The sequence below is a fragment of the Streptomyces sp. NPDC001599 genome (assembly GCF_042893535.1).
In the GTDB taxonomy this organism is placed as follows: domain Bacteria; phylum Actinomycetota; class Actinomycetes; order Streptomycetales; family Streptomycetaceae; genus Streptomyces.
The window spans coordinates 632,271-643,951 of record NZ_JBIAVA010000001.1 but is presented as its reverse complement, the minus strand read 5'-3'; the positions used below and the strand labels follow the sequence as shown (position 1 = coordinate 643,951).

Here is an 11,681-nt window from a genome sequence, read left to right as displayed (position 1 = left end):
GGCGGTCACGGCTCCGGGCCGTCCCCGGGCTCCTCCTGGTAGGAGTAGCGCTGCTCCCGCCAGGGGTCGCCGATGTTGTGGTAGCCGCGCTCCTCCCAGAAGCCGCGCCGGTCGGCGGTCATGTACTCGATGCCGCGCACCCATTTCGGGCCCTTCCAGGCGTACAGGTGCGGCACGACCAGCCGCAGCGGGAAGCCGTGCTCGGCGGTGAGCAGCTCGCCGTCCTTGTGGGTGGCGAAGAGGGTGCGCTCGGCGGCGAAGTCGGACAGCCTGAGGTTGGAGCTGAAGCCGTACTCGGCCCACACCATCACGTGGGTGACGGCGGGCGCGGGCGGGGCCAGCCGAAGGATCGTGGTGGCCGGGACGCCGCCCCACTCGGCGCCGAGCATGCTGAACTTCGTGACGCAGTGCAGGTCGGCGACGACCGTGGTGTAGGGCAGGGCGCTGAACTCGTCGTGGGTCCAGCCGTGCTTCTCGTCGTCGGTGGTGGCGCCGAAGACCCGGAACTCCCACCGCTCGGGGCGGAACTTGGGAACCGGTCCGTAGTGCGTGACGGGCCAGCCACGCTGTAGCCGCTGCCCGGGCGGGAGCTCGAACCGCGACGCTCCTTGCGAACCGTCTTCTCCCGATCCGTGTTCCACCGGCTGACCCATGCCTCCATCCTGACAGACCCGGACCGATGCCCCTGACCCACCCCACTTACATTCGGGCAAAAGCCAGCAATGCCGACCAAACCGACTAAGCCTGTACTTACTTACTAAGTCAAGACTTACTGGACGATCTTCGATGCCGGTGCAATCATGCCGCGCAACACGCCTGTTCCCGTTCGAAGGAGCGTCAAGCGATGCAGGGCGACCCGGAAGTCATCGAGTTCCTCAATGAGCAGCTGACCGCCGAGCTCACGGCCATCAACCAGTACTTCCTGCACGCGAAGCTGCAGGACCACAAGGGCTGGACCAAGCTCGCGAAGTACACGCGCGCGGAGTCCTTCGACGAGATGCGCCACGCCGAGGTGCTCACCGACCGCATCCTGCTCCTGGACGGCCTGCCGAACTACCAGCGGCTCTTCCACGTGCGGGTCGGCCAGAGCGTGACCGAGATGTTCCAGGCCGACCGGGAGATCGAGCTGGAGGCGATCGACCGGCTGCGCCGGGGCATCGAGGTGATGCGGGCCAAGCACGACATCACGTCGGCCAACGTCTTCGAGGCGATCCTCGCCGACGAGGAACACCACATCGACTACCTGGAGACCCAGCTCGACCTGATCGAGAAGCTGGGCGAGTCGCTGTACCTGTCGACGGTCATCGAGCAGACCCAGCCGGACCCGTCCGGCCCGGGCTCCCTCTAGCAGAACCGGAGGTGCGGCTAGGCCGCCTCGGGAAGCTCCGAGAGGACCGGGGCGCCCTGGTCGGCCAGCTGTCGGCGGGGGCAGGCGCCGCGCCCGAGCAGGGCCTGGATGCGCCGCACGCAGCCGCCGCAGTCGGTGCCCGCCTTGCAGGCGGAGGCGATCTGCCGGGGCGTGCACGCGCCGGCCTCCGCGTGGCTCTTCACCTGTTCCTCGGTGACACCGAAGCAGCTGCAGACGAACACGCGGTTCACCTCCCGGGCGGGGTACAAGGTCGTGCCGTACCGACGACCGGGGGGCCCGACTGATCGGTGAGGCAAACCTAACCTTACCCATGGCGCAAGGCCGGCAAAAGTGGGAAGGGCGCGGATCCCGTGTGACCCGCGCCCCATTTCACCCGCCCGCCCGGGGGCGGACCGTCACTGGTCCCGGTACATCTCCGCCACCAGGAACGCCAGGTCGAGCGACTGGCTGCGGTTGAGCCGCGGGTCGCAGGCCGTCTCGTAGCGCTGGTGGAGGTCGTCGACGAAGATCTCGTCGCCGCCGCCCACGCACTCGGTGACGTCGTCGCCGGTCAGCTCGACGTGGATGCCGCCCGGGTGGGTGCCGAGCGACTTGTGCACCTCGAAGAAGCCCTTGACCTCGTCGAGCACGTCGTCGAAGCGGCGGGTCTTGTGACCGGAGGCCGCCTCGTAGGTGTTGCCGTGCATCGGGTCGGCGATCCAGGCGACCGTGGCGCCGGAGGCGGTGACCTTCTCCACCAGCTCCGGGAGCTTGTCGCGGATCTTGTCCGCGCCCATCCGGACGATGAAGGTCAGCCGCCCGGGCTCGCGCTCCGGGTCCAGACGCTCGATGTACTGCAGCGCCTCCTCGGCCGTGGTGGTCGGGCCGAGCTTGATGCCGATGGGGTTGCGGATCCGCGAGGCGAACTCGATGTGCGCGTGGTCCAGCTGCCGGGTGCGCTCACCGATCCACACCATGTGCCCGGAGACGTCGTACAGCTGCCCGGTGCGCGAGTCGACGCGGGTGAGGGCCGACTCGTAGTCGAGCAGCAGCGCCTCGTGCGAGGAGAAGAACTCGACGGTCTGGAACTCGGCCGGGTCCGTGCCGCAGGCCCGCATGAAGTTCAGCGCGTTGTCGATCTCCCGGGCGAGCTGCTCGTAGCGCTGGCCGGAGGGGGAGGACTTCACGAAGTCCTGGTTCCAGGCATGCACCTGGCGCAGGTCGGCGTAGCCGCCGGTGGTGAAGGCGCGCACCAGGTTCAGCGTGGACGCCGAGGCGTGGTACATGCGCTTGAGCCGCTCGGGGTCCGGGATCCGGGCCTCTTCGGTGAAGTCGAAGCCGTTGACGGAGTCGCCGCGGTAGGTCGGCAGCGTCACGCCGTCGCGGGTCTCGGTCGGCTTGGAGCGCGGCTTGGAGTACTGGCCGGCGATCCGCCCGACCTTCACCACGGGCACGGACGCGGCGTAGGTGAGGACGGCGCCCATCTGGAGGAGGGTCTTGAGCTTGTTGCGGATGTGGTCCGCGGACACCGCGTCGAAGGCCTCGGCGCAGTCGCCGCCCTGGAGGAGGAACGCCTCTCCCTTGGCGACGGCCGCCATCCGGGCGCGCAGCTGGTCGCACTCGCCCGCGAAGACGAGCGGCGGATACGACTCGAGGTCCGCGATCACTGCGCGCAGAGCCTCGGTGTCGGGGTACTCGGGCTGCTGCGCCGCGGGCAGGTCTCGCCAGGTGTTGCCAGCACTCGGGCTGGTCTTAGCGTTCACGGTCACGGGCTCAACAGTACGGGGTCGGATGGGCGCTCTCGCCGCATGCCCAGGGAGTGAGACAGGCGTAACGCCCTGTGGACGGGACACGGTGGGGTACGCTGCGCCGTATGTTCGCGCACTCGACCCAGAACTGGTGGTGGACCGCTCATCCGGCGGCCCGCTGACTGCGCGCGACTCAGGACTCGCGAAGGCCGCCCGAGGGGCGGCCTTCGGTGTTTTTGAGCCCGGGTCCGTTCCTCTCCGACAACCGAGAAGGACCCGGACCATGACACCGCTCGACGGCCTCCTGGCCGACCCCCGCCCGTTCGCACTGCTCCGCCGCCGCGCCCCGGGCCGCGATCACGACCTCGTGGAACTGCTGCTCGGCCCGGTCACCGAGCACGACAGACTCGCCGACCTGCCCGACGAGGGGCTGGCGCTCGTCCCCTTCCGCCAGATCCGCGAGCGCGGCTTCGACGTCCGCGACGACGGCACACCCCTGCTGATGCTCACCCCCGAGGAGCGCCACGACATCCCGCTCGCCGAGGCGCTGGCGCAGCTGCCCGCGCACGAGGTCCGGGTCGAGGGCGGCGGATTCGACGTCGGCGACGAGGAGTACGCGGGGATCGTCGGCCGGGTCCTGGACGAGGAGATCGGGCGCGGCGAGGGCGCCAACTTCGTGATCCGGCGGACGTACGAGGGGCGGATCCCCGGGTTCGGACGGGCCGACGCGCTGGCCCTGTTCCGGCGGCTGCTGGAGGGCGAGCGGGGCGCGTACTGGACGTTCGTCGTGCACACCGGGGACCGCACGCTGGTGGGGGCCAGCCCGGAGGTGCACGTGCGGATGTCCGGGGGCACGGTCGTCATGAACCCGATCAGCGGCACGTACCGCTACCCCGCCGAGGGGCCGACTCCCGAGCACCTGCTCGACTTCCTCGCCGACGGCAAGGAGATCGAGGAGCTGTCGATGGTCGTCGACGAGGAACTGAAGATGATGTGCACCGTCGGCGACATGGGCGGGGTGGTCGTCGGCCCGCGGCTCAAGGAGATGGCGCACCTCGCGCACACCGAGTACGAGCTGCGCGGGAAGTCCTCGCTGGACGCGCGGGAGGTGCTGCGGGAGACCATGTTCGCGGCGACGGTCACCGGCTCGCCGGTGCAGAACGCCTGCCGGGTCATCGAGCGGCACGAGACCGGCGGACGGGGCTACTACGCGGGCGCGCTGGCGCTGCTCGGCCGGGACCCTGGTGACGGGCCGGGGCAGCCCGGCCCCCAGACCCTGGACTCCCCCATTCTGATCCGCACCGCCGACATCGACGCGGCCGGGCGGCTGCGGGTGCCGGTCGGCGCCACGCTGGTGCGCGGCTCGGACCCGGCGGGCGAGGTCGCGGAGACCCATGCCAAGGCGGCCGGCGTGCTGGCGGCGCTGGGCGTACGCCCGTCCCGGCCGCGTACGGAGGCCGGGCGCCCGCGGCTGGCCGACGACCCCCGGGTGCGGGCCGCGCTGGACGGGCGCCGCGCCTCGCTGGCCCCGTTCTGGCTGCGGATGCAGGAGCCGTCGGCAGAGCTGTCCGGGCACGCCCTGGTCGTGGACGCGGAGGACACCTTCACGGCGATGCTCGCGCACGTGCTGCGCTCCTCGGGGCTGGCGGTGAGCGTCCGGCGGTACGACGGGCCGGGGCTGCGCGAGGCGGTGCTCGGGCACGAGGGCGGCCCGGTGGTTCTGGGCCCGGGCCCCGGTGACCCCTCGGACCCGGCCGATCCGAAGATGCGCTTCCTGCGGTCCCTGACCGCCGACGTGCTCGCGGCGAACCGGCACGGCGTCCTCGGCGTCTGCCTCGGGCACGAGCTGATCTCGGCGGAGCTGGGGCTGGACATCGTCCGCAAGGAGGTGCCGTACCAGGGTGCGCAGACGGAGATCGACCTGTTCGGGAGGCCGGAGACGGTCGGCTTCTACAACAGCTTCACCGCGCGCTGCGACGACCCGGCGGCCGCCGAACTGGCCGCGCACGGCGTCGAGGTGAGCCGTTCGGCGGGCGGCGAGGTGCACGCGCTGCGGGGGCCGGGTTTCGCCGGAGTGCAGTTCCACCCCGAGTCGGTGCTGACCCTGAACGGCGCCGCGATCGTGCGGGAGCTGGCCGGTCAGCTGCGCGGTACGAGCACGTTCTCGGAGCGGCGGCCCTCCCGGTAGTCGAGGACGTTGCGCACCGTCGTGTCGACGATCTGGCCGACGGCGTCCTCGGTGTAGTAGGCCTGGTGCGAGGTGACCAGGACGTTCGGGAAGGTGACGAGGCGGGCCAGGGTGTCGTCCTCGACGGCCTCCAGGGACTTGTCGAGGAAGAACAGGCCCGCCTCCGCCTCGTACACGTCCAGGCCGACGCCCGCGAAGCGGCCCGCGCGCAGTTCGCCGACGAGGGCCGCGGTGTCGATCAGGCCGCCGCGGCTGGAGTTGATCAGGATGGCGTCGTCGCGCATCGCCTTCAGGGCGGTCGCGTCGATCAGGTGCCGGGTCTCGGCCATCAGCGGGACGTGCAGGGTGATCAGGTCGGAGCGGGCCAGCAGCTCGTCCTTCGGCACGTAGCGCATGCCCAGTTCGGCGCAGGCCGGGTTCTCTGCGACGTCCCAGCCGAGCAGGCGCATGCCGAAGCCGTGGGCGATCCGGGCGAAGGCCTCGCCGATCTTGCCGGTGCCGAGCACGCCGGCGGTGCGGCCGTGCAGGTCCCGGCCCATCAGTCCGTCGAGCCGGAAGTCGAAGTCGCGGGTGCGGATGGAGGCGCGCACGATCCGCCGGTTGACGGCCATGGCGAGGGCCCAGGCGAACTCGGCGACCGAGTGGGGCGAGTAGTACGACACCCGGGCCACGGTCATGCCGAGCCGGTCGGCCGTGTCCAGGTCGACGTTGTTGAAGCCGGTGGAGCGCTGGGCCACCATCCGGGTGCCGCCGGCCGCGAGGATCTCCAGGACGGCCGCGCCGAGGTCGGCGTTGACGGACGTGGAGACGACCTCGTGGCCCGCCGCGATGGGGGCGGTGTCCTCGTTGAGGAAGACGTCCAGGCAGCGAATGTCCTCGTGGTCGCGGAAGGCCCGCTCGATCAGGGGCTTCTCGTCGGCCTGGACGCCGAAGGCAAGGATCTCCATGACCGCTCCGTCCTGGTGGGCTCCGGGCCGAATATACGACCCTCGGCCCACCGTCGCCGGTCAGCGGCCGTCTTGCCGGACGTCAGCCGAAGAACACGCCGACCTCCTCGTACAGCGCGGGGTCGACGGTCTTCAGCCGGGCCGTGGCCTCGGCGATCGGGACCCGGACGATGTCCGTGCCGCGCAGGGCGACCATCTTGCCGAAGTCCCCGTCGTGCACGCAGTCGACGGCGTGCAGTCCGAAGCGGGTGGCGAGCCAGCGGTCGAAGGCGCTGGGGGTGCCGCCGCGCTGGACGTGCCCCAGGACGGTGGTGCGGGCCTCCTTGCCGGTGCGTTTCTCGATCTGCTTGGCCAGCCACTCGCCGACCCCGGACAGCCGGACGTGCCCGTAGGAGTCCAGTGACTCGTCCTTGAGCACCATGTCGCCGTCGCGCGGCATCGCGCCCTCGGCTACGACCACGATCGGGGCGTAGGAGGCCCGGAACCGGGAGGTCACCCAGGCGCACACCTGCTCGACGTCGAAGCGCTGCTCGGGGATGAGGATGACGTTGGCGCCGCCGGCCAGGCCCGAGTGGAGGGCGATCCAGCCGGCGTGCCGGCCCATGACCTCGACGACCAGGACGCGCATGTGGGACTCGGCGGTGGTGTGCAGCCGGTCGATGGCCTCGGTGGCGATGCCGACGGCTGTGTCGAAGCCGAAGGTGTAGTCGGTGGCGGACAGGTCGTTGTCGATGGTCTTGGGGACGCCGACGCAGGGCACGCCGTACTCGTCCGCGAGCCGGGTGGCGACGCCGAGGGTGTCCTCGCCGCCGATCGTGATCAGGGCCTCGACGCCGAGTGCGGCGAGGTTGTCCTTGATGCGCCGGATGCCGTCCCGCTGCTTGAGCGGGTTGGTGCGCGAGGAGCCGAGGACGGTGCCGCCGCGGGGCAGGATGCCGCGGACGGCCGGGATGTCGAGCGGGACGGTGTCGCCCTCCAGGGGGCCGCGCCAGCCGTCCCGGAAGCCGGTGAAGTCGTAGCCGTACTCCTGGACGCCCTTGCGGACGACGGCCCGGATGACGGCGTTGAGCCCGGGGCAGTCGCCGCCTCCGGTCAGTACTCCGACCTTCATCGCGTAATCCCCTTGCCACAGTGGGTGGTTGAGGCCACTCCACTGTCCCGCGCGGGTCACGCGTCGTCCAGACCCCGTTCTATCGCGTACCGCACCAGCTCCACGCGGTTGTGCAACTGGAGCTTGCCGAGGGTGTTCTGGACGTGGTTCTGCACGGTGCGGTGTGAGATGACGAGCCGTTCGGCGATCTGCTTGTAGCTCAGGCCCTTGGCGACCAGGCGCAGCACCTCGGTCTCCCGGTCGGTGAGCCGGGGCGCGCCGGGGTCGTCGGTGCCCGCGGCGGGGGCGGGCTCGGAGGCCAGGCGGCGGTACTCGCCGAGGACGAGTCCGGCGAGGCCCGGGGTGAAGACCGGGTCGCCCGCGGCCGTGCGGCGCACCGCGTCCCGCAGCTCCTCGGTGGAGGCCGACTTCAGCAGGTAACCGGTCGCGCCGGACTTGACCGCCTCCAGCACGTCGGCGTGCTCGCCGCTCGCCGAGAGCACGAGCACGCGCAGCTTCGGGTCGGTGCCGACCGCCTCCTTGCAGACCTGGACGCCGGGCTTGCCGGGCAGGTTGAGGTCGAGGACGAGGACGTCGGGGGCGGCGGCCCGGGCGCGGCGCACCGCCTGGTCGCCGTCGCTCGCGGTGGCGACCACGTCGAAGCCGGACTCGGCGAGGTCCCGGGCGACCGCGTCGCGCCACATCGGGTGGTCGTCGACCACCATGACCTTGATCGGGTCCCGGCGGCCGGGGTCCCGCCGCTCGGGGTCGCGTCGTTCGCGGTCGTGTCGTTCACTCATGGTCCGCTGCCTTCCCCCGCGCGGTGGTACCGGCGTTCTTCTTCGGTGCCTTCAGTTCGACCTCCGTGCCCTGTCCGGGCACCGAGATCAGCTCGGCCGTGCCGCCGAGGTCGCGCAGCCGGCCGCGGATCGACAGGGCCACGCCGAGCCGTCCCTCGCCCTCGGCCTCGGCGAGCCGCCCCGGCGGGATGCCCGGCCCCTCGTCGCGGACGGTGACGATCACCTCGTCCGGTTCGTCCTCGACCAGGATCCAGGCGCGGGCCCGCTCGCCGACGTGCTCGCGGACGTTGTCCAGCGCGGCGCCCACGGCGGCGGCCAGTTCCCGCGCGGCACCCGGGGCCAGGAGGACCGGGGCGCCCGGATCGGCGAGGTTCACCAGGGAGCCGGCGTACGGGGCGAGCAGGGCACGCAGGTCGACGGGGCCGTCCGGGTCCGTCCCCTCCCGTTCCTCGACCACCCGTACGAGCGCGCCGTCGGCGGCGTCCTCGGAGACCCGGGAGACGGGCACCAGGCCGCCGGAGACCAGGGTGCGCAGGGCCACCTCCTGCTCACCGGCCAGCCGGCCCAGTTCGGCCGCCTCGCCGCCGATGACGGCGCCCCGGCGCTGCACCATCGCCAGCACCTGGAGCACGCTGTCGTGGATGTCCCGGGCCAGCCGCTCGCGTTCCCTGGTCGCCGCCTCGATCTCCAGGGCGCGCGCGAGGGTGCGCTCGGAGGCGCGGGCGACCTCGACGACGTAGCCGATCGCGATGGAGGCGACCCAGACGAGGATGACGTTGTGCACGGTGTCGCGGGCCGGCGTGCCGCGTTCGACCAGGTTGGCGACGGCGACGAGGGTGGAGGCCACGGCGGCCCAGCGCCAGCCGCCCTTGACGGCGAAGGCCAGCACGGACCCGGCGGTCCATATCGAGGGCAGGGTCGGGCCGCCGTCCGCGACGCGTTCGTGGGCGTCGGCGAAGGGCGTGAGCAGGATGCCGGCCAGCGCGACGGTGAGGTCGGCGGTGAGGAACCGCTTGGTGCAGCTCGCCGCGTTCGCGAGCTTGGGGAGGGTGGCCAGGGTCCAGACGAAGAGGACCGCGTAGTAGGCGACGGCGAGCCAGGGGCGGGCGAAACCGGACCAGGCGGTGGCGAAGAAACCGATCGCGTACAGCATGGTGAGCACGCGGTAGCCGGCGAGCGCGCGCCACAGCGGCTGCTCGACCGACATCCTCATGACTCTCTCGCGTCTGGCCATGTCCCCCCTCCCCGCGCCTACGTCCCGGCCCGGTCCTTCTCGGCCTTCGCGGCCTTCTCGGCCTTGGCCGCCTTCGCCGCCTCCGCGAGCTGCCGCTTCATGGCGGTCGCGTACATGTCGACGTACTCCTGGCCGGAGAGCTTCATGATCTCGTACATGACCTCGTCGGTCACCGCGCGGAGCACGAAACGGTCGTGCTCCATGCCCTGGTAACGGGAGAAGTCCAGCGGCTTGCCGATGCGGATGCCGGGCCGCATCAGCTTCGGCATCACCTGGCCGGGCGGCTGGATCTTCTCGGTGTCGATCATGGCGACCGGGACGACGGGCGCGCCGGTGGCGAGGGCCACGCGCGCCAGCCCGCCCGGCTTGCCGCGGTAGAGGCGGCCGTCCGGCGAGCGGGTGCCCTCGGGATAGATCCCGAACAGCTCGCCGCGCTCCAGGACCTCTATGCCGCTCTTGATGGCGGCCTCCCCCGCGCCGCGCGCTCCGGAACGGTCCACCGGGAGCTGGCCCACGCCCTTGAAGAAGGCGGCGGTCAGCCGGCCCTTGACCCCGGGGGTGTTGAAGTACTCGGCCTTGGCGATGAAGGTCACCTTGCGGTCGAGGACGGCGGGCAGGAAGAACGAGTCGGAGAACGACAGGTGGTTGCTCGCCAGAATGGCGGGGCCGTCGGCCGGGATGTGCTCCAGGCCCTCCACCCAGGGCCGGAAGGCGAGCTTCAGCGACCCCCCGACGGTGACCTTCATCGCGCCGTACAACAACCCAGTGCCTCCCGTGTCCGTGGGTCAGACCCTATCCCGGGACACCGTCAATGGCCCCGACGGCCCTGGTCGGTGTCCGTGCGGTCGCGTACGGTGAAAGACCCGCGAGTATCCCTGACGACAGGAGACCGAGACGTGTCGGTCCTGCCCGGAGCCGAGCCGTTCCGCCACGAGGGCGGTGCGGTCGGCGTCCTCCTCTGTCACGGTTTCACCGGTTCCCCGCAGTCGCTGCGGCCCTGGGCCCGGTACCTGGCCGCGCACGGCCTGACCGTGGCGCTGCCGCTGCTGCCCGGGCACGGCACGCGCTGGCAGGACATGCAGGTCACCGGGTGGCAGGACTGGTACGCGGAGGTGGACCGCGAGCTGCGCGCCCTGCGCGAGCGCTGCGACCGCGTCTTCGTGGCCGGTCTGTCCATGGGCGGCGCGCTGGCGCTGCGGCTGGCCGCCAAGCACGGGGACGCGGTGTCGGGCGTCGTCGTCGTCAACCCGGCGAACCGGATGCACGGCGTCGCCCAGCACGCCCTTCCGGTCCTGCGCCACCTGGTGCCCGCGACGAAGGGCATCGCCAGCGACATCGCCAAGCCGCACAGCGCGGAGCTGGGGTACGACCGGGTGCCGCTGCACTCGGCGCACTCGCTGCGCGCCTTCTTCCGTCTCGCCGACGGCGACCTGCCGCAGGTGACGCAGCCGCTGCTGTTGCTGCGCAGCCCGCGGGACCATGTGGTGCCGCCGGCCGACTCGGCGCGGATCCTGGGCCGGGTGTCGTCGACGGACGTGACGGAGGTCCTGCTGGAACAGAGCTACCACGTGGCGACGTTGGACCACGATGCGGACCGGATCTTCGCGCAGAGCGTCGCGTTCATCGGCCGGCTCGCGCCCGGTTCCGTCGGGGAACCGGAGCCCGGTCTCGGCAAGGAAGGGACTACCGCAGGTGGCTGAGCACGACTCCGACCGCGAGGACCGCGAGGAGCGGGACCTGGAGCGGGAGCACCGCGAGGGACGGGAGCGCGCTGCGGACGGCGGGCCCGAGGCGCAGGACGCGCCGTTCGACGAGGACGCCGCCTGGGCCTCGATCGTCGCCGGGTACGGGGAGGAGCCCCCGGACCCGCCGGGCGCCAAGCCGTTCAAGTCGGTCGAGGACCTGGCGCTGCTCGAGCCCGAGGTGAACGACGAGAAGCCCTCGGCGGACCGGCCCTCCTCGGACCGGCCGCTGGGGAGTTCCGTCGCGTTCGCGCCCGGCATCGGCCCCCGCGACCACACGCCCGCCGAGCCGTCCGACGACGACTTCGACGCGGACGACGAGGGCCACTTCGTGCCGCCCGAGCCGCCGCCGCTGCCCGAGACCGATCCCACCTCGAAGTTCGCCTGGCTGGGCGTGCTCGGCGGCCCGGTCCTGCTTCTGCTGGCGGTGGTGCTCGGCTGGGACATGACCTGGTGGCTGACGACCCTGAGCATCGGCGGTTTCCTCGGCGGCTTCGCCACCCTGGTCGTGCGGATGCGGACGGGCGACGAGGACGACGACGATCCGGGGCGGGGCGCGGTGGTGTAGCCGGGTGGCCGGCCGG

The 11,681-nt window shown here is 71.8% G+C and carries 13 protein-coding genes; 5 read left to right on the top strand and 8 right to left on the bottom strand.

Annotated features, from left to right (window positions below; translation table 11 throughout):
• Nucleotides 1-5 precede the first annotated feature (5 nt).
• Nucleotides 6-653, bottom strand: coding sequence for a sulfite oxidase-like oxidoreductase (locus tag ACFYZ3_RS02925; RefSeq protein ID WP_115741686.1), 648 nt, complete (start codon nt 651-653; stop codon nt 6-8).
• 191 nt (nt 654-844) lie between these two features.
• Between ACFYZ3_RS02925 and bfr the strand changes: the two genes are divergently transcribed.
• Complete coding sequence (gene bfr / locus ACFYZ3_RS02920) at nt 845-1,348, top strand: bacterioferritin (RefSeq protein WP_007448529.1); 504 nt, start codon at nt 845-847, stop codon at nt 1,346-1,348.
• A gap of 17 nt (nt 1,349-1,365) precedes the next feature.
• On the opposite strand, the gene ACFYZ3_RS02915 is transcribed toward bfr, so the two are convergent.
• Nucleotides 1,366-1,599, bottom strand: coding sequence for a bacterioferritin-associated ferredoxin (locus ACFYZ3_RS02915; RefSeq protein ID WP_164883559.1), 234 nt, complete (start codon nt 1,597-1,599; stop codon nt 1,366-1,368).
• 165 nt (nt 1,600-1,764) lie between these two features.
• Nucleotides 1,765-3,117 carry a class II 3-deoxy-7-phosphoheptulonate synthase gene (locus tag ACFYZ3_RS02910; protein WP_388513584.1) on the bottom strand — a complete coding sequence of 451 codons (1,353 nt, stop codon included), beginning with the start codon at nt 3,115-3,117 and terminating at the stop codon, nt 1,765-1,767.
• Between the two features lie 104 nt (nt 3,118-3,221).
• On the opposite strand from ACFYZ3_RS02910, the gene ACFYZ3_RS02905 reads away from it, so the two are divergent.
• Nucleotides 3,222-3,278 carry a trp operon leader peptide gene (locus ACFYZ3_RS02905; RefSeq protein WP_078516689.1) on the top strand — a complete coding sequence of 19 codons (57 nt, stop codon included), beginning with the start codon at nt 3,222-3,224 and terminating at the stop codon, nt 3,276-3,278.
• A gap of 101 nt (nt 3,279-3,379) precedes the next feature.
• Entirely contained in the window at nt 3,380-5,284 is a 1,905-nt protein-coding gene (locus ACFYZ3_RS02900; RefSeq protein ID WP_388513582.1) for an anthranilate synthase family protein, read from the top strand.
• On the opposite strand, the gene ACFYZ3_RS02895 is transcribed toward ACFYZ3_RS02900, so the two are convergent.
• The 5 genes from ACFYZ3_RS02895 to ACFYZ3_RS02875 all read right to left on the bottom strand — a co-directional run bounded on the left by ACFYZ3_RS02895 (nt 5,236) and on the right by ACFYZ3_RS02875 (nt 10,101).
• Nucleotides 5,236-6,231, bottom strand: coding sequence for a 2-hydroxyacid dehydrogenase (locus ACFYZ3_RS02895; protein WP_388513580.1), 996 nt, complete (start codon nt 6,229-6,231; stop codon nt 5,236-5,238). The genes ACFYZ3_RS02900 and ACFYZ3_RS02895 overlap by 49 nt on opposite strands.
• An 82-nt stretch (nt 6,232-6,313) precedes the next feature.
• Nucleotides 6,314-7,342 carry a 6-phosphofructokinase gene (locus ACFYZ3_RS02890; protein ID WP_388513578.1) on the bottom strand — a complete coding sequence of 343 codons (1,029 nt, stop codon included), beginning with the start codon at nt 7,340-7,342 and terminating at the stop codon, nt 6,314-6,316.
• 56 nt (nt 7,343-7,398) lie between these two features.
• Entirely contained in the window at nt 7,399-8,121 is a 723-nt protein-coding gene (locus ACFYZ3_RS02885) for a response regulator (RefSeq protein ID WP_388513576.1), read from the bottom strand.
• The gene (macS, locus tag ACFYZ3_RS02880) at nt 8,114-9,355 is read right to left on the bottom strand and encodes a MacS family sensor histidine kinase (protein WP_388513575.1); all 1,242 of its coding nucleotides are present in this window, start codon (nt 9,353-9,355) and stop codon (nt 8,114-8,116) included. The genes ACFYZ3_RS02885 and macS overlap by 8 nt, the downstream gene beginning before the upstream one ends.
• 17 nt (nt 9,356-9,372) lie before the next feature.
• On the bottom strand, nt 9,373-10,101 hold the full coding sequence (locus tag ACFYZ3_RS02875; protein ID WP_388513574.1) for a lysophospholipid acyltransferase family protein: 729 nt from the start codon (nt 10,099-10,101) through the stop codon (nt 9,373-9,375).
• A gap of 150 nt (nt 10,102-10,251) precedes the next feature.
• Here ACFYZ3_RS02875 and ACFYZ3_RS02870 point away from each other — a divergent pair, with 150 nt between their 5' ends.
• Together ACFYZ3_RS02870 and ACFYZ3_RS02865 are read left to right on the top strand one after the other, a co-directional pair.
• Nucleotides 10,252-11,055, top strand: a complete 804-nt coding sequence (locus ACFYZ3_RS02870) for an alpha/beta hydrolase (RefSeq protein WP_388513572.1) — start codon at nt 10,252-10,254, stop codon at nt 11,053-11,055.
• A complete protein-coding gene (locus tag ACFYZ3_RS02865; RefSeq protein ID WP_388513570.1) occupies nt 11,048-11,665 on the top strand; it encodes a hypothetical protein in 618 nt (205 codons plus the stop codon). Before ACFYZ3_RS02870 ends, ACFYZ3_RS02865 begins: the two co-directional genes overlap by 8 nt.
• The last annotated feature ends 16 nt before the right edge of the window (nt 11,666-11,681 follow it).

Coding starts and splice junctions, on each gene's coding strand:
- ACFYZ3_RS02925 (WP_115741686.1), bottom strand. CDS start 653: ATGGGTCAGCCGGTGGAACACGGATCGGGAGAAGACGGTTCGCAAGGA.
- bfr (WP_007448529.1), top strand. CDS start 845: ATGCAGGGCGACCCGGAAGTCATCGAGTTCCTCAATGAGCAGCTGACC.
- ACFYZ3_RS02900 (WP_388513582.1), top strand. CDS start 3,380: ATGACACCGCTCGACGGCCTCCTGGCCGACCCCCGCCCGTTCGCACTG.
- ACFYZ3_RS02895 (WP_388513580.1), bottom strand. CDS start 6,231: ATGGAGATCCTTGCCTTCGGCGTCCAGGCCGACGAGAAGCCCCTGATC.
- ACFYZ3_RS02890 (WP_388513578.1), bottom strand. CDS start 7,342: ATGAAGGTCGGAGTACTGACCGGAGGCGGCGACTGCCCCGGGCTCAAC.
- ACFYZ3_RS02885 (WP_388513576.1), bottom strand. CDS start 8,121: ATGAGTGAACGACACGACCGCGAACGACGCGACCCCGAGCGGCGGGAC.
- macS (WP_388513575.1), bottom strand. CDS start 9,355: ATGGCCAGACGCGAGAGAGTCATGAGGATGTCGGTCGAGCAGCCGCTG.
- ACFYZ3_RS02875 (WP_388513574.1), bottom strand. CDS start 10,101: ATGAAGGTCACCGTCGGGGGGTCGCTGAAGCTCGCCTTCCGGCCCTGG.